This is a genomic window from Streptomyces sp. NPDC046712, from assembly GCF_040645695.1.
GTDB lineage: Bacteria > Actinomycetota > Actinomycetes > Streptomycetales > Streptomycetaceae > Streptomyces.
Map to the genome: position 1 here is coordinate 231,002 of NZ_JBEYYW010000005.1, position 24,961 is coordinate 255,962.

Annotated in this window: 21 protein-coding genes and 1 pseudogene; 16 read left to right on the top strand and 6 right to left on the bottom strand. The window is 72.0% G+C overall.

Annotated elements, in window-relative coordinates; translation table 11 throughout:
- The first annotated feature begins 115 nt into the window (after positions 1 to 115).
- The 8 genes from ABZ939_RS09530 to ABZ939_RS09565 all read left to right on the top strand — a co-directional run bounded on the left by ABZ939_RS09530 (position 116) and on the right by ABZ939_RS09565 (position 9,600).
- The gene (locus ABZ939_RS09530) at positions 116 to 2,107 is read left to right on the top strand and encodes a Xaa-Pro dipeptidyl-peptidase (RefSeq protein ID WP_361851075.1); all 1,992 of its coding nucleotides are present in this window, start codon (positions 116 to 118) and stop codon (positions 2,105 to 2,107) included.
- Positions 2,104 to 3,414: a M14 family metallocarboxypeptidase gene (locus ABZ939_RS09535; RefSeq protein WP_361851077.1), complete on the top strand. Its 1,311-nt coding sequence runs from the start codon at positions 2,104 to 2,106 to the stop codon at positions 3,412 to 3,414. Before ABZ939_RS09530 ends, ABZ939_RS09535 begins: the two co-directional genes overlap by 4 nt.
- Positions 3,415 to 3,582: 168 nt before the next feature.
- On the top strand, positions 3,583 to 5,247 hold the full coding sequence (locus tag ABZ939_RS09540; protein ID WP_361851079.1) for a BCCT family transporter: 1,665 nt from the start codon (positions 3,583 to 3,585) through the stop codon (positions 5,245 to 5,247).
- A gap of 77 nt (positions 5,248 to 5,324) precedes the next feature.
- Positions 5,325 to 5,630 carry a hypothetical protein gene (locus ABZ939_RS09545; RefSeq protein WP_361851081.1) on the top strand — a complete coding sequence of 102 codons (306 nt, stop codon included), beginning with the start codon at positions 5,325 to 5,327 and terminating at the stop codon, positions 5,628 to 5,630.
- A 103-nt stretch (positions 5,631 to 5,733) separates the two neighbouring features.
- Positions 5,734 to 6,765: an oxidoreductase gene (locus ABZ939_RS09550; RefSeq protein ID WP_361851083.1), complete on the top strand. Its 1,032-nt coding sequence runs from the start codon at positions 5,734 to 5,736 to the stop codon at positions 6,763 to 6,765.
- A 26-nt stretch (positions 6,766 to 6,791) separates the two neighbouring features.
- On the top strand, positions 6,792 to 8,429 hold the full coding sequence (locus tag ABZ939_RS09555) for an ABC-F family ATP-binding cassette domain-containing protein (protein ID WP_361851085.1): 1,638 nt from the start codon (positions 6,792 to 6,794) through the stop codon (positions 8,427 to 8,429).
- Positions 8,429 to 9,196, top strand: a complete 768-nt coding sequence (locus ABZ939_RS09560; RefSeq protein ID WP_361851087.1) for a 2-phosphosulfolactate phosphatase — start codon at positions 8,429 to 8,431, stop codon at positions 9,194 to 9,196. Before ABZ939_RS09555 ends, ABZ939_RS09560 begins: the two co-directional genes overlap by 1 nt.
- A complete protein-coding gene (locus ABZ939_RS09565) occupies positions 9,193 to 9,600 on the top strand; it encodes a hypothetical protein (RefSeq protein WP_361851089.1) in 408 nt (135 codons plus the stop codon). Before ABZ939_RS09560 ends, ABZ939_RS09565 begins: the two co-directional genes overlap by 4 nt.
- 59 nt (positions 9,601 to 9,659) lie before the next feature.
- On the opposite strand, the gene ABZ939_RS09570 is transcribed toward ABZ939_RS09565, so the two are convergent.
- Entirely contained in the window at positions 9,660 to 12,059 is a 2,400-nt protein-coding gene (locus ABZ939_RS09570; protein ID WP_361851091.1) for a Tex family protein, read from the bottom strand.
- 107 nt (positions 12,060 to 12,166) lie between these two features.
- On the bottom strand, positions 12,167 to 13,030 hold the full coding sequence (locus tag ABZ939_RS09575) for a hypothetical protein (protein ID WP_361851093.1): 864 nt from the start codon (positions 13,028 to 13,030) through the stop codon (positions 12,167 to 12,169).
- A 123-nt stretch (positions 13,031 to 13,153) separates the two neighbouring features.
- Between ABZ939_RS09575 and ABZ939_RS09580 the strand changes: the two genes are divergently transcribed.
- Both ABZ939_RS09580 and ABZ939_RS09585 read left to right on the top strand, forming a co-directional pair.
- Positions 13,154 to 14,125 carry a GlxA family transcriptional regulator gene (locus ABZ939_RS09580; protein WP_361851095.1) on the top strand — a complete coding sequence of 324 codons (972 nt, stop codon included), beginning with the start codon at positions 13,154 to 13,156 and terminating at the stop codon, positions 14,123 to 14,125.
- Positions 14,126 to 14,249: 124 nt separating this feature from the next.
- Positions 14,250 to 14,894 carry a DJ-1/PfpI family protein gene (locus ABZ939_RS09585; RefSeq protein ID WP_361851311.1) on the top strand — a complete coding sequence of 215 codons (645 nt, stop codon included), beginning with the start codon at positions 14,250 to 14,252 and terminating at the stop codon, positions 14,892 to 14,894.
- Positions 14,895 to 14,900: 6 nt separating this feature from the next.
- Here the strand turns inward: ABZ939_RS09585 and ABZ939_RS09590 are convergent, their stop codons facing one another.
- The gene (locus ABZ939_RS09590; protein WP_361851097.1) at positions 14,901 to 15,644 is read right to left on the bottom strand and encodes an enoyl-CoA hydratase/isomerase family protein; all 744 of its coding nucleotides are present in this window, start codon (positions 15,642 to 15,644) and stop codon (positions 14,901 to 14,903) included.
- A gap of 66 nt (positions 15,645 to 15,710) precedes the next feature.
- On the opposite strand from ABZ939_RS09590, the gene ABZ939_RS09595 reads away from it, so the two are divergent.
- Together ABZ939_RS09595 and ABZ939_RS09600 are read left to right on the top strand one after the other, a co-directional pair.
- On the top strand, positions 15,711 to 16,340 hold the full coding sequence (locus ABZ939_RS09595; RefSeq protein ID WP_361851099.1) for an HdeD family acid-resistance protein: 630 nt from the start codon (positions 15,711 to 15,713) through the stop codon (positions 16,338 to 16,340).
- 131 nt (positions 16,341 to 16,471) lie between these two features.
- Positions 16,472 to 16,918, top strand: a pseudogene (locus tag ABZ939_RS09600) (ATP-binding protein); the annotation flags it as partial.
- A gap of 136 nt (positions 16,919 to 17,054) precedes the next feature.
- Here the strand turns inward: ABZ939_RS09600 and idi are convergent.
- From idi to ABZ939_RS09615, 3 genes are all read right to left on the bottom strand, one after another.
- Positions 17,055 to 17,663 (bottom strand): isopentenyl-diphosphate Delta-isomerase, encoded by a 609-nt coding sequence (gene idi / locus ABZ939_RS09605; protein WP_361851101.1) that lies wholly within the window; start codon positions 17,661 to 17,663, stop codon positions 17,055 to 17,057.
- A gap of 143 nt (positions 17,664 to 17,806) precedes the next feature.
- Complete coding sequence (locus ABZ939_RS09610; protein WP_361851103.1) at positions 17,807 to 19,054, bottom strand: bifunctional class I SAM-dependent methyltransferase/N-acetyltransferase; 1,248 nt, start codon at positions 19,052 to 19,054, stop codon at positions 17,807 to 17,809.
- 168 nt (positions 19,055 to 19,222) lie between these two features.
- Positions 19,223 to 20,164, bottom strand: a complete 942-nt coding sequence (locus ABZ939_RS09615) for a cation diffusion facilitator family transporter (protein ID WP_361851105.1) — start codon at positions 20,162 to 20,164, stop codon at positions 19,223 to 19,225.
- Between the two features lie 416 nt (positions 20,165 to 20,580).
- Between ABZ939_RS09615 and ABZ939_RS09620 the strand changes: the two genes are divergently transcribed.
- From ABZ939_RS09620 to ABZ939_RS09635, 4 genes are read left to right on the top strand one after another with little or no spacing between them, the layout of a single operon-like run.
- The gene (locus ABZ939_RS09620) at positions 20,581 to 22,404 is read left to right on the top strand and encodes a DUF5941 domain-containing protein (RefSeq protein WP_361851313.1); all 1,824 of its coding nucleotides are present in this window, start codon (positions 20,581 to 20,583) and stop codon (positions 22,402 to 22,404) included.
- Positions 22,401 to 23,138: a phosphocholine cytidylyltransferase family protein gene (locus ABZ939_RS09625; RefSeq protein WP_361851107.1), complete on the top strand. Its 738-nt coding sequence runs from the start codon at positions 22,401 to 22,403 to the stop codon at positions 23,136 to 23,138. The genes ABZ939_RS09620 and ABZ939_RS09625 overlap by 4 nt, the downstream gene beginning before the upstream one ends.
- Positions 23,126 to 24,187 (top strand): iron-containing alcohol dehydrogenase family protein, encoded by a 1,062-nt coding sequence (locus tag ABZ939_RS09630; protein WP_361851109.1) that lies wholly within the window; start codon positions 23,126 to 23,128, stop codon positions 24,185 to 24,187. The genes ABZ939_RS09625 and ABZ939_RS09630 overlap by 13 nt, the downstream gene beginning before the upstream one ends.
- Positions 24,165 to 24,944, top strand: a complete 780-nt coding sequence (locus tag ABZ939_RS09635; RefSeq protein ID WP_361851111.1) for a CDP-alcohol phosphatidyltransferase family protein — start codon at positions 24,165 to 24,167, stop codon at positions 24,942 to 24,944. The genes ABZ939_RS09630 and ABZ939_RS09635 overlap by 23 nt, the downstream gene beginning before the upstream one ends.
- Positions 24,945 to 24,961 lie beyond the last annotated feature (17 nt).

Below are 24,961 nucleotides of genomic sequence, written 5' to 3' on the forward strand. Positions count from 1 at the left end.
GCCCCGTCACGTCCAGAGGACCACCTGTCACACGATCGCCATTCGGCCGAAATGAACCATCCGTCTCTCGACGGCACTCTTTTGTACGGGAGTTGACCGGGGTACGTTCCGCCCCATGCCGATACCTGTGCGGAGAACCCGCAGAGCCCGTCTGTCGTGCAGAATCCTGGTGGCGGCCGCCGCGGCCGCCCTGATGACCGCGCTGGTGCCCCCGACCGGGGCTCAGGCGAAGGCCCCCGTACGGGAGTCGCAGCCCGTCCACTCCTACGCCGACGCGATCCGCGAGTCCGTCTGGGTGGACACCGGACTCGACGGCGACGGCGACGGCCGCACCGACCGGGTCGCCGCCGACATCGTCCGGCCCCGCGAGCCCGCCGCGGCGGGGCGGAAGATCCCCGTCATCATGGACGCCAGCCCGTACTACGCCTGCTGCGGACGCGGCAACGAAGGCCAGAAGAAGACCTATGACGCGGCCGGGAACCCCGTCCAGTTCCCGCTCTTCTACGACAACTACTTCGTTCCCCGCGGGTACGCCTTCGTCGCCGTCGATCTCGCCGGCACCAACCGCTCCGACGGCTGCGACGACGTCGGCGGGCGCTCCGACGTCCAGTCCGCCAAGGCCGTCGTCGACTGGCTGAACGGCCGGGCCCGCGGATACACCACCCGTACCGGCTCCGACCGCGCCCGGGCCACCACCTGGTCCACCGGCAAGGTCGGCATGATCGGCAAGAGCTGGGACGGGACCATCGCCAACGGCGTCGCCGCGACCGGCGTCGAGGGCCTGGAGACCATCGTGCCGATCGGCGCGATCTCCTCCTGGTACGACTACTTCCACTCCCAGGGCGCGCCGCTCTACAACGCCAACCCCAGCTGGCTCTCCGACTACGTCGACAGCCCCGAGGCGAAGGCCCGTTGCGGCGCCGTCCAGGACCGCATCACGGCCGCCACCCCGTACAGCGGCGACTGGACCCGCGCCTGGAGCGAGCGCAACCACGTCCCGGACGCCGGCAAGGTGAGGGCCAGCGTCTTCGTCGTGCACGGTCAGCAGGACCTCAACGTCCGCGCCAACCACTTCGGCCAGTGGTGGGACGCCCTCGCCGCCCACGGCGTCGAGCGCAAGATCTGGCTCTCGCAGACCGGCCACGTCGACCCGTTCGACTTCCGGCGCGCCGACTGGGTCCACACCCTGCACCGCTGGTTCGACCACTACCTCCTCGGCTACGAGAACGGCATCGACCGCGAGCCGATGGCCGACATCGAGCGAGCCCCGGACCGCTGGACCACCGACCGGGTGTGGCCGCCGCGCGCCACCGAGCCCACCACCCTGCGTCCCGGCACGGGCACCGCGCCCGGCGTCGGCACCCTCGGTCGTACCCCCGCCGCCCCCGGCGCCACGGAGACCTTCACCGACGACCCGGGCCTCGGCGAGACCGACTGGGCCGCGCGGATCGACGAGTCGACGCCCGCCAAGGCCGGGTTCGTCACTCGGCCGCTCGCGCGCGATCTGCGGCTCTCCGGCTCCTCCACGGTGACCGTCACCGCCACGCCCACGACCGCGACCGCACATCTGACGGCCGTTCTCGTCGACCTCGGCCCGGACACGATCCGGGACTACGCGGCGGCCGGCGAGGGCATCACCACGCTCACCGAACGGTCCTGCTGGGGCGCGAGCACGAGCGGCGACAGCGCCTGCTTCAAGGAGACGAAGGCCCGTACGGCGGATGTGGACTTCACCGTCGTCAGCCGTGGCTGGGCGGACCTGGGCACCTGGGCGAACCCCGCGAAGGGCCGGCCGCTGACCCCCGGCAAGGCGTACACGATGACGCTGAAGCTGGCGGCCACCGACCACGTGGTCCCGGCCGGACACCGGCTCGCCCTGATCGTCGGCGGCACGGACAAGGACCTCCTCGACCCTCCGTCCACCACACCGACGATCACACTCGATCTCGCCCGAACGTCGGCGAAGCTGCCGCTCGTCGGCGGCGCCGAAGCCTTCGCCCGGGCGACGGCCGGTACGGTCGACGCACGCCTGGCCCGGACCGGGCAACCGCTCACGGGTGTCGGGCCCTCGCGCTCGGACATCCCTGTCCCGGGTGAGGCCCGATGACCCGCGCACCGCACCGCCGTTCCCGGCGCACGCTCACCCTCGTGGCGGGCCTCGCCGCCCTCGGCCTCCCGCTCGTCGCCGTCCCCGCGGAGGCCGCGGACACCGCGGCCCCCGCGCCGCTCCCGAGGACGGGCTTCGAGCGGAGCGCCGGTGCCCGGTGGACCACTGAGCCGGAGGAGACGGAGTTCCTCGCCGCCGTCGACAGGGGCAGCGACCGTGTCTCGGTGCGAACCATCGGCACGACGAAGCAGGGTCGCCCGCTCCGGCTCGCCACGGTGGGCGCGGGCAGCGCCGGTACCACCGTGCTGCTGGTCTGCAGCCAGCACGGTGACGAGCCGTCGGGCCGGGAGGCCTGTCTCACCACCGTGCGCGATCTGGCGTACGCCCGGGACCCGGAGACACGCCGATTCCTCTCCCGCACCACCGTCCTCGTCGTTCCCTCCGCCAATCCGGACGGGCGCGAGGCCGACACCCGGGGCAACGCCGACGGGGTCGACGTCAACCGCGACCACATCGCGCTGCAGACGGCCGAGGGCCGGTCCCTGGCCGCCCTCATCCGCGACCGGCGCCCGGAGGTGATCTACGACCTGCACGAGTACGGCGGGACCTCGCCCCACTACGACAAGGACCTGCTCGCGCTCTGGCCCCGCAACCTCAACACCGACGCGCGCGTGCACGACGAGGCCCACAGCCTGTCGGAGTCCTACGTCCGGCCGTCGGCTGGGGCCGCCGGATTCAGCAGCGGCATCTACGGAATCTGGACCGACCCCCTCACCGGGAAGCCGATCAAGCAGGTCGCGGGCGACGGCCAGGAGCGGATCCTGCGCAACACGGCCGGCGTCAAGCACTCCGTCGGCCTGCTCGTCGAGACCCGCGTCGAAGCCTTGACCCAGGCCGAGGAGGACGACACCGCCCGCAACCAGCGGCGCCGCGTGACCACCCAACTCGTCGCCCTGAAGGGTGCCTTCGCCTACGTCGACGAGCGGCGCGGGCAGCTCGCCGCAGCCACGGCGGCGGCCCGGCACACCGGGTTCGCCGACCGCGGTCCGGTGTTGCTCGGAGGCGCCGACAACGACCCGGCCGAGCCCGCCGAGACGATCCAGGACCCGCCCTGCGGCTACCGCCTGGACCGTGCGCAGTACGCCGAGTTCGGCGACGAACTCGCCCTGCACGGGATCACGGTGCGACGGGACGGCGACGGGGTCTTCGTGCCCCTGCGGCAGTCCCAGCGCGCGCTCGTCCCGCTGCTGCTCGACGGCCGGGCGACCTACCGCCTCACCACCGGTCGGCCCGTGGAGGTCTGCTGATGGGCTGAGTTGGTCCGCGGAACTCCGCGTCGCGTGTGGTACTGCCTTACGGGAGTGAGTTCAGTTCGCCCCGTAATGCCGTGAAAGGTGCCACCTGTGTCGCAGGAAGATCAGAGAACGGGCGGCCGTGGAGGCGGCGGCGATCGGGGAGGCCGGGAGGGGCTGCCGGTGACGGCGGACCTCCCCGGCCGGCCCGGCCACCACCAACGCGCCCGCACCGACCGGATCGTGTTCGGTGTCACCGCCGTCCTCACCGTGGCCTTCGTCGTCTGGGGTGCCACGGCCACGGACAGCCTGGAGAGCGCCTCCAGCGAACTCCTCGACGGTCTGATCCGCAACGGCGGCTGGGCGTTCATGCTCGCCGCCTCCGGCTTCGTCGTCTTCGCGCTGTGGCTGGCGATCAGCCGCTACGGCCGGATCACCCTGGGGCAGGAGAGCGAGGGGCCGGAGTTCCGGACGGTCTCGTGGATCGCGATGATGTTCAGCGCGGGCATGGGCATCGGCCTGATGTTCTACGGCGTGAGCGAGCCGCTGGCCCACTACGGCACCCCGCCGCCGGGCACCCACCCCGTGGATTCGGCCGAGCGGATGCAGACCGCGATGGCCACCACGCTCTTCCACTGGACGCTCCACCCCTGGGCGATCTACGCCGTCGTCGGCCTCGCCATCGCGTACTCCACCTTCCGGCGGCGCAGGCGGCAGACCATCAGCGCCGTCTTCGTCCCGCTGATGGGCGAGCGACGGGCGTACGGAGGCCCGGGCCGGGTCATCGACATCCTGGCCATCTTCGCCACCCTCTTCGGCTCGGCCGCCTCCCTGGGCCTCGGCGCGCTCCAGATCGGCAGCGGTGTCGAGGAGTTGGGATGGATGGAGCACACCGGCACCGGGCTGCTCGTCGGCATCATCGCCGTCCTGACCGTGGCCTTCGTGCTGTCCGCCGTCTCCGGTGTCGAGAAGGGCATCCAGTGGCTCTCCAACACCAACATGGTGCTCGCCCTGGTGCTCGCCGTCTTCGTCTTCGTGGCGGGCCCGACCATCGTCGTGCTCGATCTGCTGCCCACCTCGATCGCCGCCTACATCGGGGACCTGCCGCAGCTGGCCGGCCGCACCGAGGCGACCAGCGGCGACAACATCCATGAATGGCTCGGGAGTTGGACGGTCTTCTACTGGGCGTGGTGGATCTCCTGGACACCCTTCGTCGGCATGTTCATCGCCCGGATCAGCCGGGGCCGGACGATCCGTCAGTTCGTCGGCGGTGTCATTCTCGTGCCGAGCGTGGTGAGTCTGGTCTGGTTCGCCGTCTTCGGAGGCTCGGCGATGAAGCTGAGCGAGGAGGGCCGACTGGCCGGGGAGGAGACGCCCGAGGGGCAACTCTTCGGCCTGCTCCAGGAGTTCCCCCTCACCGGAACCATGAGTCTGATCGTGATGATCCTCGTCGGCATCTTCTTCGTCTCGGGTGCGGACGCCGCCTCGATCGTCATGGGCACCCTGTCGCAGCGCGGCTCCTTCGAACCGACCCGGCCCGTGGTCGTGTTCTGGGGCGTGGTCACCGGGGCGGTCGCCGCCATCATGCTCCTCATCGGCGACGGCCAGGGCGACGCGCTCGCCGGCCTGCAGAACCTCACGATCCTCGTGGCGGCGCCGTTCGTGCTCGTGATGATCGGCATGTGCGTCGCGCTGATGCGGGACCTGCGCAAGGACCCGCTGATCGTCCGTGGCGAAGTGGGGGTGGAGGTCGTCGAGTTGGCCGTGATCGCGGGCCACGAGAAGTACGACGGCGACTTCGAGCTGCGGATCGGACCGGGAACGGGAACGCCGGGTCAGGGCTCTTGATCCATGTGGGTTAGGGTTACCGACCGGTATTGACCGTACCTGAACGGGTCCCCACGGCCCGGAAGTTGGAGAACCACATGAAGTACGCGACGCCGCTGCGCCGCACCCTGACCGCCCTCACCACGACGACGCTGCTGGCCGGGGGCCTGCTGCTCGGCCAGACGGTGACCGCCGAGCCCGCGCACGCGGCCGGCAAGAAGATCGTCTGCAACGTGAGCAAGATGCGTCAGCAGTCGGCCGACCTCCGCACCAAGGCGGCCCAGCTCCAGCGCCTCGGCGCCACGGCGGAGGCCCGCAAGGCCCGCGCCCAGGCCGACGCGATCGACCGGCAGGTCCGCAACTGCATCGACGCGGACAACAACGCCCCCAAGCCCTGGAAGTAACCCCCCACAGGCCCGGCTCCGGCTCGATCTCCCGATCGGGCCGGAGCCTCGGCTCACCGACCGACCATGCACGGATCACCCGGCGCCGGGGAATACTCCTCACATGCCTGCCGAGTACGCGACTTTCGCCCTCGCCCCCGCGATACGCACGGGATCCGTCTCCCCGGGCGGCAGCCACCGCGCGCACCGGGACTTCCTGGACTTCGTCGTCGACGGGCGGCCGCTGCTCTTCCGCCTCGCCGACCTCGACGCCGTCTCACCCCTCGCCTCCGACATCCCGCCCGCGATCCTGACCGAGAGCGTCCGCGGCCTCCTCCTCGACGCCGAGGCCCCGCTGGCCGGCGGCCGTCATGTGATCTACGGCTGCCCCGAGTGCGACGGACTCGGATGCGGGGCGGTCACCGCCGTCATCGAGCGCGACGGCGAGGACATCGTGTGGCGCGACTTCGCCTGGCAGACCGACGACACCGCCGACCTCGACTTCAACGGCTACCGGGGCATCGGCCCGTACCGCTTCCGCGGCGACCGGTACCGCGCCGAGCTGGAGCGGCTGCTGCGGGAGGAACCGGACGAGGCGGCACCCGCCGCCCGCCGCGTCCTGCTCATCGGCGCCCGGGCGGCCGTCCTCGGCAGACTCGCCGCCGCCCTGCGCACCATCGGCATCGGCGCCGACATCGTCCACGACACGGAAGGGGTCACCGACGACGAGCTGCGCGGCTACGGCGCCGTCGCCTTCGGCCGGGCCGTCACCGAAGAGGCACGGGCCCAGGTGCGCGGCTCCTTCGAGCGGGCCGGAGTCGACGTCGCGTACGTCGAGGGCCTGGCCCCGGTCGTCCCCGTCCTCGTCGCCCAGATCGTCGCCGCCCTCGACCCGACCCCGCCGGAGCGGCGCCGCGTCACGGCGCTGGCCGCCACGGGAGCCGAGGCCGTGGTGGAGGTCACCTCCGCGGTCGGCGTCCAGCTCGTCGCGTACCGCCTCGACCGTCTCTACCGCACCCACGAGAAGCTGCTCCTCGACGACGTGCTGGAGCCGGGCACCCACCGCATCGCGCTGGACGCCAAGGCGGTCAAGGGGCAGTCCTTCCTGGTGGCGCGCACCACCGGCAGCGAGCTGGTGGTCCCGGTCGAGCGCTGACGCGGTGGCATACGATTCATCTCCTGATGACTGCAACCCTCGTCGCCAAGGACCTCGCCGCCGGCCACGGCGAACGCTCCCTCTTCGCCGGCCTCGACCTCGTCGTCGCCCCCGGCGACGTCATCGGCCTCGTCGGTGTCAACGGCGCCGGCAAGTCGACGCTGCTGCGCCTGCTCGCCGGGCTCGACACCCCGGAGGACGGAGAGCTGAGGCTCTCCCCGCCCACCGCCACCGTCGGCCACCTCCCGCAGGAGCCGGAGCGACGCGAGGGCGAGACGGTACGGGAGTTCCTGGCCCGCCGCACCGGCGTGGCCGCGGCGCAGACGGCCATGGACGAGGCCACCCAGGGCCTGGTCGACGGGGCGCCGGGCGCCGACGACGCGTACGCCGTCAGCCTGGAGCGCTGGCTCGGCCTCGGCGGAGCCGACCTGGACGAGCGCGCCGAGGAGGTCGCCGACTCGCTCGGCCTCACCGTCGGCCTCGACCAGCCGATGACCTCGCTCTCCGGCGGCCAGGCCGCCCGCGCCGGACTCGCCTCCCTCCTCCTCTCCCGCTACGACGTCTTCCTGCTCGACGAGCCCACCAACGACCTCGACCTCGACGGTCTGGAGCGGCTCGAAGGCTTCGTGCAGGGCCTGCGCGCGGGGACGGTCGTCATCAGCCACGACCGCGAGTTCCTCACCCGCACGGTGACCAAGGTCCTCGAACTCGACCTCGCCCAGCAGCAGATCACGCTCTACGGCGGCGGTTACGAGGCGTACCTGGAGGAGCGCGACACCGCCCGGCGGCACGCCCGCGAGGACTTCGAGGAGTACGCGGGCCGGAAGGCCGCCCTCGAAGCACGCGGCCACATGCAGCGGTCGTGGATGGACAAGGGCGTCAAGAACGCCCGCCGCAAGGCCACCGACAGCGACAAGCTCGGCCGCAACGCCCGCAGCGAGGCCAGCGAGAAGCAGGCCGCCAAGGCCCGCCAGACGCAGCGGATGATCGAACGGCTCGACGTCGTCGACGAGCCCCGCAAGGAGTGGGAGCTGCGGATGGAGATCGCCGCCGCCCCGCGCTCCGGCTCGGTCGTGGCGACCCTGCGCGAGGCCGAGGTCCGGCGCGGCGACTTCCGCTTCGGGCCCGCCACCCTCCAGATCGACTGGGCCGACCGCGTCGCCATCACCGGCGCGAACGGGGCAGGCAAGTCGACGCTGCTCGCCGCGCTCCTCGGCCGGCTCCCGCTCGACGCGGGGGACGCGATCCTCGGCTCGGGCGTCGTGGTCGGCGAGGTCGACCAGGCGCGGAAGCTCTTCCACGGCTCCGAGTCGCTGCTCGACGCCTTCTGCGCGGCGGTGCCCGAGACCGAGCCCGCCGAGGTCCGGACACTCCTGGCGAAGTTCGGCCTCAAGGCCGACCACGTCCTGCGCCCCGCCACCACGCTCTCGCCCGGCGAGCGCACCCGCGCCGCGCTGGCCCTGCTCCAGGGCCGTGGGGTGAACCTGCTGGTGCTCGACGAGCCGACCAACCACCTGGACCTGCCGGCCATCGAGCAGCTGGAGTCCGCCCTCGACTCGTACACCGGCACGCTGCTCCTGGTCACCCACGACCGGCGGATGCTCGACGCGGTGCACACGACCCGCCGCATCGAGGTCGCGGACGGCAAGGTGACCGAGCTCTGATGCGAGTCACCTTCGGCTGGGGCCCGACAGAGGCGGCCGTCCTCGCCCGGGACGCCGCGTGCCTGGTCGTCGTCGACGTCCTCTCCTTCACGACCGCGGTCGGCGTCGCCGTGGAGTCCGGCACCGCCGTCCACCCGTACCGCTGGCGGGACGCGACGGCCGTGGAGTACGCGGCGAAGCTGGACGCGGCGCTCGCGGTCGGCCGCAGCGAGGCGTCGCCCGCGTCGCCGTGGTCGCTCTCCCCGGCGGCCCTGCGAGCCGCCCCGCACACCCCGCGGCTCGTCCTGCCCTCCCCGAACGGATCCACGATCGCGGCGCAGGCTGGACAGGCGCCGGTCGTCGCCGCCTCGCTGCGCAACCCCACGGCCGTCGCCCGCTGGCTCTCGCGGCAGGGGTACGGCTCCGGGGCCCTCCCCCAGAGCTCCGCCTCGGGGGACCCCCGTTCGCTTCGCTCCCTCGCCGTCATCGCCTCGGGCGAACGGTGGCCGGACGGCTCGCTGCGCCCGGCCCTGGAGGACCTGCTCGGCGCCGGAGCCGTGCTGTCGGCGCTGCGCGCCCTGGGCCCGTACGAGCTGACACCCGAGGCGCGGGCTGCGGCCACGCTCTGGGAGGCGACGGAGGACCCCGTGGCGGTGCTGCACGACTGCGATTCAGGGCGTGAACTGTACGAGTACGGCTATCCGCAGGATGTGGCGGTGGCCGCCGAGGTCGACACCTCGGAGACCGTCCCCGTCCTGACGGACGGCGCATTCCTGGAGGCACCATGACCGACCTGCTGACCCGGCTCACCGAGATGCTGGACGACCTCGACGCCGACGTCGACGAGACGATCGACCTGGCGGACGAGATCGCCGCCTCGGGCGACGCCGCGCTGCTCCCACGGCTCCAGGCCGAACTGGACCGCGCCCTCGTCGAGCGGAACGCCTACGCCCGCGAGCTGCTCGGCGGCGTCCTCGCCGCGATCGGCGGCCCGGACGCACTGCCGGCCCTGCTGCGGGCCTCGTCCGTCGACCTCGGCGACGACCAGGACTCCCTGGCGACCGAGATCGTCGACCTGGTCCAGGCCGACCCGAAGGCTGCCCGCACCGTGCTCGAGCCCCTGACGGAGGACGACGACCTGACGGTGGCCAACCGCGCGGAATGGGCCCTGCGCTTCCTCCCGAACGCGTAGGAACGCCCCGAACCGATGGGGAACATCGGGCCCGGCCGTCAGGCCGGGCCCGCACCACGTCAGCGGCCGCGCCGCTTGCCGCCGCCGCCCTCGTTCAGCAGGCCCGCCTTGCGCAGGGCGTCCGCCATCGCGCTGTTCGCCGGGGCCGGGGCCGAGGCCTGGGAGCGACCCCGGTCGCCACCGCCACCGCCACCGCCGCCGGCCCCGCGGCGCTGCTGGGGCGGGCGTCCGCCCCGCTCACCCCGCTCCCGCTTCGGCGCGCCCCCGCCGCCCGCCTCGGTCTTCGCCTCGTCCTCGAGCCGCAGCGTCAGCGAGATCCGCTTCCGCGGGATGTCGACGTCCAGGACCTTCACCCGGACCACGTCACCCGGCTTCACCACGTCCCGCGGGTCCTTGACGAACGTCTTCGACATCGCCGACACGTGCACGAGACCGTCCTGGTGCACACCGATGTCCACGAAGGCACCGAAGGCCGCCACGTTCGTGACGACACCCTCCAGAATCATCCCCGACGCCAGGTCGCCGATCTTCTCGACGCCTTCCTTGAACGTCGCCGTCCGGAAGGCCGGACGCGGGTCCCGTCCCGGCTTCTCCAGCTCGCGCAGGATGTCGGTGACCGTCGGCAGACCGAAGGTCTCGTCGACGAAGTCGTCCGCCCGCAGCGACCGCAGCACACCCGTGTTGCCGATCAGCGACGCGACCTCGCCGCCCGTCGTCTTCACCATCCGCCGCACCACCGGGTACGCCTCCGGGTGCACCGACGACGCGTCCAACGGGTCGTCGCCGCCCCGGATCCGAAGGAAGCCCGCGCACTGCTCGTACGCCTTCGGTCCGAGCCGCGCCACGTCCTTCAGCGCCTTCCGCGAGCGGAACGGCCCATTGGCGTCGCGGTGCGCCACGATGTTCTCGGCCAGCCCGGCACCGATCCCGGACACCCGCGAAAGCAGGGGCGCGGAGGCGGTGTTGACGTCGACGCCGACGCCGTTCACACAGTCCTCGACCACCGCGTCCAGCGAACGCGAGAGCTTCACCTCGGACAGGTCGTGCTGGTACTGCCCCACACCGATCGACTTCGGGTCGATCTTCACCAGCTCGGCCAGCGGGTCCTGCAGCCGACGCGCGATCGAGACGGCGCCGCGCAACGACACGTCCAGGCCCGGCAGTTCCTGCGAGGCGAACGCGGAGGCGGAGTACACCGAGGCGCCGGCCTCGGACACCATGACCTTGGTGAGCGTCAACTCCGGGTGCTTGGCGATGAGTTCGGCAGCGAGTTTGTCGGTCTCGCGGGACGCGGTGCCGTTGCCGATGGCGACCAGCTCGACCGCGTGCTCCTTCGCGAGCCGCGCCAGCTTCCCCAGCGACTCGTCCCACTTGTTCGCCGGGACGTGCGGATAGATCGTGTCGGTGGCCACGACCTTGCCCGTCGCGTCGACCACGGCGACCTTCACACCCGTACGGAAACCGGGGTCGAGGCCCAGCGTCGCCCGCGTCCCGGCCGGGGCGGCGAGCAGCAGGTCGCGCAGGTTCGCCGCGAAGACCCGTACCGCCTCGTCCTCCGCCGCCGTCCGCAGCCGCAGCCGCAGGTCGATCCCGAGGTGGACCAGGATCCGGGTCCGCCAGGCCCAACGGACCGTGTCCAGCAGCCACTTGTCGCCCGGACGCCCACGGTCGGCGACCCCGAAGCGGTGCGCGACCATCCCCTCGTACGAGGACGGTCCGGCCGTCTGGGAAGGCTCCTCCGGCTCCAGCTCCAGCGTGAGGACGTCCTCCTTCTCGCCGCGCAGCATGGCGAGGATCCGGTGCGAGGGCAGCGCGGTGAACGGCTCGGCGAAGTCGAAGTAGTCGGCGAACTTCGCGCCCGCCTCCTCCTTGCCGTCCCGGACCTTCGCGGCCAGCCGGCCCCGGCCCCACATCCGCTCGCGCAGCTCGCCGATGAGGTCGGCGTCCTCGGAGAACTTCTCGGTCAGGATCGCGCGGGCGCCCTCCAGCGCGGCGGCCGGGTCGGCGACGCCCTTGTCGGCGTCGACGAAGGCCGCGGCGGCGGCCGCCGGCTCCACCGACGGGTCGGCGAGGAGCCCCTCGGCCAGCGGCTCGAGACCGGCCTCGCGGGCGATCTGCGCCTTGGTGCGGCGCTTGGGCTTGAAGGGCAGGTAGATGTCCTCCAGGCGGGCCTTGGTGTCGGCGGCCCGGATCTGGGCCTCCACCTCGGCCGTCAGCTTGCCCTGCTCCCGAACGGAATCGAGGATGGCGGTCCGCCGGTCCTCCAGCTCCCGCAGATAACGCAGCCGCTCCTCGAGCGTGCGCAGCTGCGCGTCGTCGAGCATCTCGGTCGCTTCCTTGCGGTAGCGCGCGATGAACGGCACGGTCGACCCGCCGTCGAGCAGCTCGACGGCCGCCCTCACCTGTCGCTCGCGTACGCCGAGTTCCTCGGCGATCCTGCCTTCGATGGACGTCGTCACGGTGTCCGACTCGCCTTCTCGCGCCTCAAGCTTGCGACTGCATTCTGCCGGGTCGCTCACCGGAATGCCGCACCCGCCCCGCCGCGGAACGCGGCCGGCGCGCCCCGTCAGCCCTTGTCGCTGAGGTCCGCGGGGAAGGCCCCCGCGAGGAACGCCGCGTTGCGGAAGCCCTTGCCCAGCTCCGTCAGCCGCTCGACGCCCGCCGCGCCCAGGTGCTCGTACGGGGCGGAGTCCAGGCGGTCCGTGTGCTCCTCCACCGCGTCGCGCAGGCCCATGCCCTCGGGGGTGAGCTCGCCGTCCGCGTTCAGCAGCCCGCGCTCCAGCAGCCGCGCGGCCGCGGCGTCCCAGTCGGCGCGCCGCCAGCCCCGGCTGCCCAGGGCCCAGCGCGGGTTCATGCCCATGCCCGTGGCGGTGTGGCTGACCATCGCCTCCAGCGGGTCGAGGCCCGCGCCGAGGAGGGCCGCCAGGTGGCCGTCGCCCCGGTGCTCGCGCAGGAGCGTCGCGGCGTGCCAGTACCGCAGATGCGGCTGCTCCGGGACCGGCAGGTCGGCGTGGGCCGAGTAGAGCGGCCGGGCGTGCCGGGTGCAGGCCTCGGTGGCGCGCAGGCCGAGCTCGGCGGCCTCCGCCATCTCGGCCGAGGCGACCGCCTCCTCGCCGAGGAGGCGGCGCATCGTGGTGTCCACGGCCCGCAGCCGCGCGGCGCCCACCTCCGCCGGCGAGGCGATGTCCCAGACGGCGGGCAGATGCCGGGCCAGCAGCTCGACGTTGTAGTTGTAGAAGGCCGCGGCGACGGTTCCGGCGCCCACGGCTCCCATGGCGGCGCTGCGCGAGGCGAGCCGCATGGCCGACGGGTCCTCGAATCCGAGGGCCCGGAACTCGGTGTCCAGGTCCGGCGAGAAGTACACCGTGGAGTGCATCGGGTTGAGCATGTGATGGCAGCGGCGGCCCGCACGGGGCGGCAGAGAGGTCATGGACGGCACGTTACCGACTGGTCGGTACGACGGGAAGGCCAGGGCTGTCGCGAGTGGTCGATGGCAGGAAAGGTGGGGTCTTCGTCATTGCGGCCATCAGCCGCCCCCGCCAAGGATGGAGGCATGACGAAGCGACCCGTGCTCGTCGTCCTCTTCGACGGCGTGCAGAGCCTGGATGTCACCGGACCGGTGGAGGTGTTCGCCGGCGCCGGCCGAGCATCCGGCGGTGACGCCGCCTACCCGATCCTGACCGCCTCGCTCGACGGCGGTCCGGTCCGTACCCACAGCGGCCTGCGGATGCTCCCGGACACGACGCTCGCCGACGCCGACCGCCCGCACACCCTGCTGGTCCCCGGGGGCGAGGGCACCCGGCGTCCCGACCCCCGGCTGATCGACTGGCTGCGGGAGAACGCCCCGCACGCCGAGCGCCTGGTCTCCGTCTGTACCGGAGCCCTGCTGCTCGCCGAGGCCGGACTGCTCGACGGCCACCGGGCCACCACGCACTGGATCGCCTGCGACCATCTCGCCCGCTGCTACCCGGGGGTCGAGGTGGAGGCGGAACCCATCTTCGTCCGCGACGGAAGGGTCTCCACCTCCGCCGGCGTGACCGCGGGCATCGATCTCGCCCTCGCGCTGGTGGAGGAGGACCTGGGCCGCGACGCCGCGCTGACCGTCGCCCGCCACCTGGTCGTCTTTCTGCGCCGCCCCGGCAACCAGGCGCAGTTCAGCGCCCAGCTCGCCGCCCAGACCGCCCGCCGGGAACCTCTGCGCGACCTCCAGCAGTGGATCACCGAGCATCCCGACGGGGACCTCTCCGTCGAGGCGCTGGCCGCCCGCGCCCGGCTGTCGCCGCGCCACTTCGCCCGCGCGTTCCAGGCGGAGACCGGTACGACCCCGGGCAGATACGTCGACCGGGTCCGGCTCGAACACGCGCGCAGGCTCCTGGAGGAGACGGCCGACGGCGTCCAGGAGGTCGCCCGGGCGGCCGGTTACGGCACGCCCGAGGCCATGCGGCGGGCCTTCGTCAAGGCGCTCGACACGGCCCCGGCCGAGTACCGGCGCCGCTTCCACGCACCCGTATCAGCCGCGCACTGAACCGACGCACTGAACCGACGTACTGAACCGTCGTGCCGAAACCACGCACCGACCGACGTACTGAACCGTCATGCCCAACTCACGCACCGTCCGACGCACTGCACCGACCACCGAGGGGAACACCATGCAGATCGCCGTCCTGCTCTACGACCGCTTCACCACGCTCGACGCCGTCGGCCCCTACGAGCTGCTCGCCCGGCTTCCTGGAGCCGAGACCGTCTTCGTCGCCAAGGAGGCCGGACCGGTCCGGAACGATCAGGGGAGCCTCGCCCTCGTCGCCGACAAGGCCCTGGCCGACGTCCCGAACCCGGACATCGTCCTGGTCCCCGGTGGGCCGGGGTCGCGCGAGGCGATGCACGACCCCGAGATCCTCGCCTGGGTCCGTACGGCCGACGCCACCAGCACCTGGACCACCTCGGTGTGCACCGGCTCACTGATCCTCGCCGGCGCGGGCCTGCTCGCCGGCCGCCGGGCCACCGCCCACTGGCTCGCGCTCGACGAGCTGAAGCCGCTCGGCGTGGAACCCACCGGCGAGCGGGTCGTCTTCGACGGCAAGTACGTCACCGCCGCGGGGGTGTCCTCGGGCATCGACATGGCGCTGCACCTGGTCGGCCGGATCGCCGGTGACGAGGTGGCGCAGACGATCCAGCTCCTGACGGAGTACGACCCGCAGCCGCCCTACGACGCGGGCTCCCCGGAGAAGGCGCCGGCCGGGATCGTCGCGCACTGGCGCGGGCAGGGCGAGAAGGTTCTCGCCCAGGAGGGCTGACCCGGCTCAGATCCCGTACGTGAAGCGGGGCGCGCGGCGCTCCAGGAAGGCGGCGACCCCCTCCGCGGTGTCGCCGCTTCCGCGCGCCTGCTCCGCCCAGTACGCGTCCCGGTCGGTGCGTCCGTCGGCGAACTCCTTCGCCGCCGCCTGCGTCAGCAGGGAGCGTGAGGCCAGGACCCGGGTGAACTCGCCCACCCGCTTGTCCAGTTCGCCGACCGGGAGCACCTCGTCCACCAGGCCGGTGCGCAGGGCCCGCTCCGCGTCGATCAACTCGCCCGAGAAGAGCAGGTACTTGGCGGCCGAGGGCCCCACCAGCGAGGCCAGCCGACGCGTCGAGGAGGAGGGATAGACGATGCCGAGCTTCGACGGGGTGACCCCGAATCGCGCCCCCTCCTCGGCGAACCGCAGGTCACATGCCGCGGCGAGCTGGCTGCCGCCGCCCACGCAGTAGCCGCGGACGGCGGCGAGCGTCGGCTTCGGGAAGGCGGCGAGCGCCTCCTCTGCCCGTACCGCGAGCGACTGCTGTTCGTCGCCCGGCTCGCGCAGCGTCGAGATGTCGGCGCCTGCGCAGAAGGTCCCGCCGTCACCGGTGAGGACCAGGACGCGGACCCCGGGGTCGGTCGCCAGCGGGCCGAGCAGCCCCGGCAGGGACCGCCACATCGTGGCCGTCATCGCATTGCGCTTGGCGGGGTTCGAGATGACGACGGTGGCGACCCCGTCGACGACGCTGACACTCAGCTGCGGCTCCATGCGCCGGATGCTATCCGGGCACCCCGACCGTACGATCAAGAAGGGGGTCGAGGAGGAGGCGCGCCCATGGCCCAGGATTCCCACGACGCCGTACGCGAGGGCAAGAAGCTGCGCCGCAGTTTCGGCTGGCTCGCCTTCCTCGGCGCCCTGCTCGTCGTCGCCGGAATCGTCGGTCTGATCTACACCGGCCTCGCCACCCTCACCTCGATGCTCCTCTTCGGCTGGCTCCTGCTCATCGGCGGTGTCGTGGGTCTGCTGCACGCCATCGAGTCCCGCGGCACCAGCTACTTCTGGCTCGCCGTGGTGGTCGCCGCCCTGAACATCGCGGCCGGGCTCGTCGTCATCCGCCATCCGGAGGGCACGGCCGAGGCGCTGACCATGTTCGCGGCACTGCTCTTCCTGACCGGAGGGGTGTTCCGGCTGGTGGGCAGTGTGGTGGTGCGCGGACCGCAGTTCGGCTGGACGCTCGTCCAGGGAGCCTTCGGGATCCTGCTCGGGCTGTTCGTGCTCTTCGACTGGCCCGACAGCAGCCGGTACGTCCTCGGGGTCTTCTTCTCGCTGGCCCTGCTCTTCGACGGTCTCGGCCTGATCGCCATCGGTGTCGGTGGCCGGCGGATCGTCAGCATGGTCACGCCGCCCGCCCCGCCCACCCCTCCGAAGCCGTCAGAAGAAGATCAGGAGCAGTCGAACAACTGACGTTGGCATACTCACCCGATCAGAATCTGGTCGATACGCGTCGACTTCTGGTCAGTAGCCCGGTCCGGACCTATGGATTACCAACACTCGATTCCGTGGCGACAATCGAGCACGAGGGTGGGAGCCGGACTATGGAGAGCCGGGGGAGCGTCCCCGCACGGCCACCGTCCTACGAAGGGGTCTGGCGCTTCACCGCTCCCGCGGTCGACGTCTCCGTTCCGCAGGCCCGGCACGCTGTACGGGACCTGCTGATCCGTCAAGGGGTGCCGGCCCACGAGGACACGGTCCAGGGCCTGCTCCTGATCGTCTCGGAGCTGGTCACCAACGCCGTCAAGCACGCGGCGCTGCTCTCCCCGGAAGTGGCGGTGGAGGTGGCGATCGGAGCGGAGTGGATCCGGGTGTCCGTCGAGGACAACCATCCGTACCGCCCCAAGGCGCTGGAGGCGGACTACGGCCAGACGGGCGGCCGCGGGCTGCTCCTGGTGCGGGAGATCGCGCTGGAGGCCGGCGGGGCGTGCGACGTCGAGCACACCGCGAGCGGTGGCAAGATCATCTGGGCCGCACTGCCCCTCGCGCCCCGGGTGGCGGGGCAGGCGCCGGCGCCGGGAATCGCCGCCCAGGCGCCCGCGACGGCGACCGGAACCCCGATCGGGCCCGGCACCCCGATCGGGCCCGGCACCTCGATCCTGCCCGGCACCCCGACCGCGCCTGGGTTCACCAGCCCCCGGACGGACCCGTCAGCTCCTTGACGGCCGGACGCGCCGCGTCCAGGACCGTCATGAACCAGGCGGAGAACGGCGCGGCCGCGTGCCGCTCCGCCAGCTCCTCCGCCGTCACGAAGGCCGTCTCCTCGACCTCCTCCGGGTCCGGCCGCAGGTCGGCCTGCACCATCCCGACGAAGAGGTGGTTGTACTCCTGCTCCACCAGGCCCGACGCGGGGTCCGGGTGGTTGTAGCGGACGGTGCCCGCCTCGGCGAGCAGCGAGGGCGAGATGCCCAGCTCCTCGTACGTACGCCGGGCGGCGGCCGCGAAGGGCGCCTCGCCCGGGTACGGGTGGCCGCAGCAGGTGTTCGACCAGACACCGGGGGAGTGGTACTTGCCCAGCGCGCGGCGCTGCAGCAGCAGCCGGCCCGACTCGTCGAAGAGGAAGACGGAGAACGCGCGGTGCAGCTGCCCGGGAGCCTGGTGGGCGGCGAGCTTCTCGGCCGTACCGATGGTGTTGCCGTCCTCGTCGACCAGCTCGAGCATGATCGACTCCGGGACGCCGCCCGAAGAGACTCCGTTCGGCGAGCTGTGTGCCGCGGTGGCTGATGTGGTCGGCATACCCATCCTTCGCTTCGGTCCTCGGCCCGGTGGGGCACCCTCAGTCTGCCGCACAAAAGCGGCTTGTCCGTACTTCGCAGGCCGGACATGGCCCGCTCCCACCGCACCGGAGTACACCCGGTGCGGCGGGAGCGGGCGACACGTCAGACCCCGAAGGCCGCCGGATAGTGGATCATGCCCCGGGGTGCCGGGCCGGAACCGTCCAGGACCAGCGCCATCATGGCCTCGTCCGGAACCTCGAAACCTGGCTTGATCCCATATTCCGACGCACGTGCGAAGCCGAAGCGCGGGTAGTACTCCGGGTGACCGAGCACCAGGACGAGCCGCTCCCGGCGCAGCCGCGCCGCGTCGAGCACGGCCCGGACGACGGCCTCTCCGGCACCCTGCCGCTGGTACGCCGGATCGACGGCGACCGGGGCAAGCGCCGCCACCGGGACGCCGCCGACATGGCAGCGGGTGATCAGCGCGTACGCCGCCACCGTGCCGTCGGCCGCCTCGGCCACGTACGAGAGACCGGGCAGCCAGGCGTCGTCGTCCTCCCGGAGGGCGTCGACCAGTGCGGCCTCCTCCTTCGTGGCGAAGGCGGCCGCGTTGATCTCCCGTACGCGCGGAATGTCGGCGGCCGTCTCCTCCCGCGTGTGCCACCGGGCGTCGGCGGGCCGCAGGGCATAGCCGGTGTAGCCGTACTCGCCGCCGTGGTCACGGCGCATGGCGATCTCCTCACGGGTCGAGGCGAGCGCCTCTGCCATGCCGGGGGCCGCCGGGTCCGCGGCGTCGGCCCGCTCGGCGAGCGGGCCGTAGTACTCGTCCCAGTCGCTCTCGGGCTGGGGGACGACCCCGAGGACGCGATAGCCGCCCTCGACCGCCGCCGCGGTGTTCCCGGCGGTGGTGCGCAGCGTGTAGTGCCGATTCCAGAAGGCGCGGGCCTCCTGGCTCGGTGCGTCCACCGTCCACTCGCACTCGGTGAGCGCGAGGGTCCCGCCGGGAGCCAGCAGCCGGCGCCACTCGCGCAGCGCGGTGTCGAAGCCGAGGGTGTAGGCCGAGCTCTCGGCCCAGACCAGATCGAAGGATCCGTCGGGGAACGGGAGTGCGCCCATGTCGGCGTTGAGCGTACGGACGGAGGCGCCGAGCCCGCGGGCGTCGGCGGTCTGCCGCAGCTCTTCCAGGAACGGCTCGTGCAGGTCCACGGCTGTCACCTCGGCTCCGGCCTCGGCGGCAAGGAGCAGCGCGGAGCGGCCGGGGCCGCAGCCGAGATCGAGCACGCGCGGCCGCTCGGGGAGCGGTCCGCAGAGCGCGAGCAGTCGGCGGGTCGTGGAGTCGGAGCCGGGACCCTGTCGCGGAAGCCCGTGGTGCAGGGTGAAGAAAGCGGTGTACAGAGCGTTGTCGGACAACGTGGGAAACCCTTGTGTGAGAGGGCCCCGGCCGACGCGGAACGTCAGGTCAGCCGGAAACCCGGAAGCTGAGGGAGGACCGGGCGCTGCCGCTGTGGGCAGCCTCCATCGCGACGGTCATCAACCTCAGCTCCTCTCCACCTCACGTCTGTGCGAGAAGGCTAACAGTCACAGACAGAGCTTCGCCTCGTGTTCCGCGTGACCGACCGGCTCCAGCTGGAAGGTGCAGTGCTCCACGTCGAAGTGGGAGCCCAGGCATCCCTGGAGGTCGTGCAGCATCTTCTCGTGGCCCACCGAGTCCAGCGCCGCCTGGTCCACCACCACGTGGGCGGAGAGCACCGGCATCCCGGAGGTGATCGTCCAGGCGTGCAGATCGTGGACGTCCTCGACGCCCGGCAGCGCCAGGATGTGCGCGCGGACCTCCGCCATGTCGACCCCCTTGGGGGCGGACTCCAGGAGCACGTCGAGGGTCTCGCGCAGCAGCTTCACCGTGCGCGGCACGATCATCAGGCCGATCACGATCGAGGCGATCGGGTCGGCGTACTGCCAGTCGGTGGCCAGGATGATGCCCGCCGAGATCAGGACCGTCACCGAGCCGAGCGCGTCGGCGAGCACCTCCAGATAGGCGCCGCGCACATTGAGGCTCTCCTTCTGGCCGCGGACGAGCAGCGAGAGCGAGATCATGTTCGCGACGAGACCGATCAGCGCGAACGCGATGGTCAGACCGCCCTTGGTCTCGGCCGGCTCGATGAACCGCTGGATCGCCTCGTACAGCACATAGCCGCCGACGACGAGCAGCAGCAGACAGTTGGCCAGCGCGGCCAGGATCTCGGCCCGGGCGAACCCGAAGGTGCGCTTCTCCGTGGGCGGGCGGTTGGCGAAGTGGATCGCGAGCAGTGCCATCGCCAGCCCGACCGCGTCGGTGGCCATGTGGGCCGCGTCGGCGATCAGCGCGAGCGAGTCCGCCACGATGCCGCCGACGATCTCGACCACCATCACGGACAGTGTGATCGCGAGCGCGATCCGCAGCCGGCCCTTGTAGGCCGCCGCCGCGGTCCCCGTGCGCGGCGGTCCGCCGTGACTGTGTCCGTGGTCGTGTCCAGCCCCCATGACAAGGCCTCCCGGTCGTGTCGTCAGTGATCCCGATGGTCCCCGATTCGCCAGTGAACTACGGGTGGGGGGTATACGCAACACGGCACTGAACACCGTTGTCGTATCGTCTGACCTGCGGTTATACGGACCGGTCGGGCAACGGTGCGACGGTCGGGCGAAGGGGCCACCCGAGCGCGGTTTGTGGGGTGGGACGTCGATCGCCCATGATGATCTCCGCAGGACGGGGCGCGCTCGCACGGATTTCGAGTGGGCCCGGGGGAGTCCGCACCGCAAAGCCTCGGTGAACTCCCGCTTTCGTTCATCCGATAGCCTCAGCCGACGTGCTGCCGCCCGATGCCGGGCCGTACCGCCGTGCCCGGGGCCGTGTCATGGGCCCCGCCGGCCCGCCCGTCAGCTCCAAGGAGTGAGTTCGTCTGTCGACCGCCATCCTCACCGGTCCGCCGGTACCCGGATCGTCGCTCGACGGCGATCTGCGGTCGCTCGGTTTCGACGTCAGGGTCGCCTCCGATCCGCGTGACGCCGGCGCACTGCTCGCCGCCGTACCGGCCGGCGAGCGGGTCGCCGTGGTCGACCCCCGCTTCGTCGGACACCTTCACGCGCTGCGGCTGGCCCTCACGGACCCCCGCTTCCCCGCCTCCGCCGTACCCGGCGCGCTCACCGCGCAGAGCGAGGCCCGCCCGGCGCTCGCCCGCGCGCTGACGGACGTGTCCGCGCCGGTGCCGGGCTTGGCCCCCGGGCCCGTACCCGTCGCCGCGGGCGAGGGTCTGCCCGACACGCTCGCCGCCGCGCTCGCCGACGACGGCGTCGCCGTGCACCGTCCCGAGCTCGGCTCCCTCGTCGCCGCCGTACCGAGCGACGCGGAGGGCCGGCACGCGGCCCGCGACGCCGTCGCGGCCGTCGACGACGAGGCCGTACGGCTGCGCTCGGCCGTGAAGGCCCACGACGGCTTCTTCACCACCTTCTTCATCAGCCCGTACTCGCGCTACATCGCCCGCTGGTGCGCGCGGCGCGGACTGACCCCGAACCAGGTCACCACCGCCTCGCTGCTCACCGCCCTGATCGCGGCCGGCTGCGCCGCGACCGGCGAGCGCGGCGGGTACATCGCGGCCGGCGTCCTGCTCCTGGTCTCCTTCGTCCTGGACTGCACCGACGGGCAGCTCGCCCGCTACTCCCTGCAGTACTCGACGATGGGCGCCTGGCTCGACGCCACCTTCGACCGCGCCAAGGAATACGCCTTCTACGCGGGCCTCGCCCTCGGGGCGGCGCGGAACGGCGACGACGTGTGGGCGCTCGCGCTCGGCGCGATGGTCCTGATGACCTGCCGCCACGTCGTGGACTTCTCGTTCAACGAGGCCAACCACGACGCCACGGCCAACACGAGCCCCACCGCGGCCCTCTCGAACCGCCTCGACAGCGTGGGCTGGACCGTCTGGGTCCGCCGGATGATCATCCTGCCGATCGGCGAGCGCTGGGCCATGATCGCAGTCCTGACCGCCGTCACCACCCCGCGGATCGTCTTCTGGGCCCTGATCATCGGCTGCGCCTTCGGCGCCTGCTACACCACCGCGGGGCGCGTGCTGCGCTCGCTGACGCGAAAGGCGAAGCGCACGGACCGGGCCGCGCAGGCCCTCGCCGACCTGGCGGACTCGGGGCCGCTCGCCCAGCTCCTGGCGGCCACCCGCCCGAACATCAAGGGCGCCTGGGTCCCGCCCGTGGTCGCCACGATCGGCGCGGTCTCCCTGCTGACCGCCGCCGGCGCCCGGGACTTCGGCAGCGCCCAGGTCGTGGTCGCGGCCGTGTTCTATGTCATCTGTTCCGCCGTCGCGGTCGCCCACCCCCTCAAGGGCGCCCTCGACTGGCTCGTGCCGCCCGTCTTCCGGGCCGCCGAGTACGGCACGATCCTGATCCTCGCGGCCCGCTCCGAGGTGAACGGGGCCTTGCCCGCGGCCTACGGACTGGTGGCCGCCGTCGCCTACCATCACTACGACACGGTGTACCGCATCCGCGGCGGCACCGGCGCGCCGCCCACCTGGCTGGTGCGCACCATCGGCGGTCACGAGGGCCGCACGTTGCTGGTGACGGTCCTCGCCGCCCTGCTGGCGAGCCGTGGCAACGACTTCACCCTGGCGCTCACCGCCCTGGCGGTCACCGTCGCGCTCGTGGTGCTCGTGGAGTCCATCCGCTTCTGGGTGTCCTCCGGAGCACCCGCCGTACACGACGAAGGAGAAACAGCATGATTGGCCTCGTACTGGCAGCCGGTGCCGGACGGCGTCTGCGCCCCTACACCGACACGCTTCCGAAGGCCCTCGTGCCTGTCGACGGTGAGACGACCGTCCTCGACCTGACGCTGAAGAACTTCGCGGAGGTCGGCCTCACCGAGGTCGCCATCGTCGTCGGCTACCGCAAGGAGGCCGTGTACGCCCGCAAGGAGGCCCTGGAGGCCACCTACGGCGTCTCGATCACCCTGATCGACAACGACAAGGCCGAGGAGTGGAACAACGCCTACTCCCTGTGGTGCGCCCGTGACGTCCTCAAGCGCGGTGTGATCCTCGCCAACGGCGACACCGTCCACCCCGTCTCCGTCGAGAAGACGCTGCTCGCCGCGCGCGGCGACGGCCAGAAGATCATCCTCGCCCTCGACACGGTGAAGAACCTCGCCGACGAGGAGATGAAGGTCATCACCGCCGACGGCAAGGGCGTCCGGAAGATCACCAAGCTGATGGACCCGGCCACCGCCACCGGCGAGTACATCGGCGTCACCCTCATCGAGCCCGAGGCCGCCGAGGCGCTCGCCGACGCCCTGAAGGCCACCTTCGAGCGCGACCCCGACCTGTACTACGAGGACGGCTACCAGAAGCTCGTCGACGACGGTTTCACCATCGACGTGGCCCCCATCGGCGACGTCAAGTGGGTCGAGATCGACAACCACGACGACCTCGCGAAGGGCCGTGACATCGCGTGCCAGTACTGACCCGGCTGATCCCCTCGCCGGTCGTCGTCGACATCCGCCGGGGAGCGTTGGAGGACCTCTCCACGCTCCTCGCGGACCAGCGGATCTCCAGCAACGGCCGGATCGCCGTGGCGATCAGCAGCGGCTCGGGCCTGAAGCTGCGTGACCACTTCGCCCCCGAGCTGCCCGGCGCCGACTGGTACCCGGTCGAGGGCGGCACCATCGACGCGGCCGTGAAGCTCGCCGACGCCATGCGCGGCAAGCGGTACGACGCCGTGGTCGCCCTCGGCGGCGGCAAGATCATCGATGTGACCAAGTACGCGGCGGCCCGGGTCGGCCTGCCGCTGGTCGCCATCGCCACGAACCTGTCGCACGACGGCATCTGCTCGCCGGTCTCCACCCTGGACAACGACAACGGGCGCGGCTCCTACGGTGTGCCGACCCCGATCGCGCTGGTCATCGACCTCGACGTGATCCGGGACGCCCCGGTGCGCTTCGTCCGCTCCGGCATCGGCGACGCGATCTCCAACCTGTCCGCCATCGCGGACTGGGAGCTCTCGCACCGCGAGACGGGCGAGCCGGTCGACGGCCTGGCCGCGGCCATGGCCCGCAGCGCCGGCGAGGCCGTGCTCCGCCACCCCGGCGGCGTCGGCGACGACGACTTTCTCGTCACGCTCTCCGAGGGCCTGGTGATGTCCGGCATCGCCATGTCGATCAGCGGCGACACCCGCCCCTCCTCGGGCGCCTGCCACGAGATCAGCCACGCCTTCGACCTGCTCTTCCCGGCCCGCGCGGCCAGCCACGGCGAGCAGTGCGGACTCGGAGCGGCCTTCGCGATGCATCTGCGCGGCGCCACCGACGCGTCCGGGCTGATGGTCGAGACGCTGCGCCGCCACGGCCTGCCGGTGCTGCCGGAGGAGATCGGCTTCACCGTGGACGAGTTCGTCCGGGCCGTGGAGTTCGCCCCGCAGACCCGGCCGGGCCGCTTCACCATCCTCGAGCACCTCGACCTGTCCACAGACGAGATCAGGGACGCGTACGCCGACTATGCAAAAGCCATCGGTAGCTGAGCTCCGCCCGGTCGTTCACCCCGCGGGCGTGAAGGACCGGCGGAGCGGCGAACACTGGGGCGGCCGCCTCTACATGCGGGAGATCTCGCTGCGGATCACCCGGCATCTGGTGAAGACCCGGGTGACGCCGAACCAGCTCACGTACGTGATGACCCTCGCGGGTGTCCTCGCCGCCCCGGCTCTGCTGATTCCGGGGATCTGGGGCGCCGTGCTCGGCGTAGTCATGGTCCAGCTGTATCTGCTGCTCGACTGCGTCGACGGCGAGGTGGCCCGCTGGAAGCAGCAGTTCTCGCTCGCCGGCGTGTACCTCGACCGGGTCGGCGCCTACCTGTGCGACGCCGCCGTCCTCGTCGGCTTCGGTCTGCGCGCCGCCGACCTGTGGGGCTCCGGGCGGATCGACTGGCTGTGGGCCTTCCTCGGCACCCTCGCCGCCCTCGGCGCCATCCTGATCAAGGCCGAGACCGACCTCGTCGGTGTCGCCCGGCACCAGGGCGGGCTGCCGCCGGTCAAGGAGGCCGCCTCCGAGCCGCGCTCGTCCGGCATGGCGCTGGCCCGCCGGGCCGCCGCCGCGCTGAAGTTCCACCGGCTGGTCCTCGGGATCGAGGCCTCCTTGCTGATCCTCGTCCTGGCCGTCGTCGACGCGGTCAGGGACGACCTGTTCTTCTCGCGGCTGGGTGTCGCCGTACTGGCCGGCATCGCGCTCCTGCAGACGGTGCTGCACCTGGTGTCGATCCTGGCGTCGAGCCGGCTGAAGTGAGGACAAGCGTGAGTACG

What these genes read in the sequence shown, in the direction of transcription:
- ABZ939_RS09530 (WP_361851075.1), top strand. Translation starts at nt 116, where the DNA reads ATGCCGATACCTGTGCGGAGAACCCGCAGAGCCCGTCTGTCGTGCAGA.
- ABZ939_RS09535 (WP_361851077.1), top strand. Translation starts at nt 2,104, where the DNA reads ATGACCCGCGCACCGCACCGCCGTTCCCGGCGCACGCTCACCCTCGTG.
- ABZ939_RS09545 (WP_361851081.1), top strand. Translation starts at nt 5,325, where the DNA reads ATGAAGTACGCGACGCCGCTGCGCCGCACCCTGACCGCCCTCACCACG.
- ABZ939_RS09550 (WP_361851083.1), top strand. Translation starts at nt 5,734, where the DNA reads ATGCCTGCCGAGTACGCGACTTTCGCCCTCGCCCCCGCGATACGCACG.
- ABZ939_RS09555 (WP_361851085.1), top strand. Translation starts at nt 6,792, where the DNA reads ATGACTGCAACCCTCGTCGCCAAGGACCTCGCCGCCGGCCACGGCGAA.
- ABZ939_RS09560 (WP_361851087.1), top strand. Translation starts at nt 8,429, where the DNA reads ATGCGAGTCACCTTCGGCTGGGGCCCGACAGAGGCGGCCGTCCTCGCC.
- ABZ939_RS09565 (WP_361851089.1), top strand. Translation starts at nt 9,193, where the DNA reads ATGACCGACCTGCTGACCCGGCTCACCGAGATGCTGGACGACCTCGAC.
- ABZ939_RS09575 (WP_361851093.1), bottom strand. Translation starts at nt 13,030, where the DNA reads ATGACCTCTCTGCCGCCCCGTGCGGGCCGCCGCTGCCATCACATGCTC.
- ABZ939_RS09580 (WP_361851095.1), top strand. Translation starts at nt 13,154, where the DNA reads ATGACGAAGCGACCCGTGCTCGTCGTCCTCTTCGACGGCGTGCAGAGC.
- ABZ939_RS09585 (WP_361851311.1), top strand. Translation starts at nt 14,250, where the DNA reads ATGCAGATCGCCGTCCTGCTCTACGACCGCTTCACCACGCTCGACGCC.
- ABZ939_RS09590 (WP_361851097.1), bottom strand. Translation starts at nt 15,644, where the DNA reads ATGGAGCCGCAGCTGAGTGTCAGCGTCGTCGACGGGGTCGCCACCGTC.
- ABZ939_RS09595 (WP_361851099.1), top strand. Translation starts at nt 15,711, where the DNA reads ATGGCCCAGGATTCCCACGACGCCGTACGCGAGGGCAAGAAGCTGCGC.
- idi (WP_361851101.1), bottom strand. Translation starts at nt 17,663, where the DNA reads ATGCCGACCACATCAGCCACCGCGGCACACAGCTCGCCGAACGGAGTC.
- ABZ939_RS09615 (WP_361851105.1), bottom strand. Translation starts at nt 20,164, where the DNA reads ATGGGGGCTGGACACGACCACGGACACAGTCACGGCGGACCGCCGCGC.
- ABZ939_RS09625 (WP_361851107.1), top strand. Translation starts at nt 22,401, where the DNA reads ATGATTGGCCTCGTACTGGCAGCCGGTGCCGGACGGCGTCTGCGCCCC.
- ABZ939_RS09635 (WP_361851111.1), top strand. Translation starts at nt 24,165, where the DNA reads ATGCAAAAGCCATCGGTAGCTGAGCTCCGCCCGGTCGTTCACCCCGCG.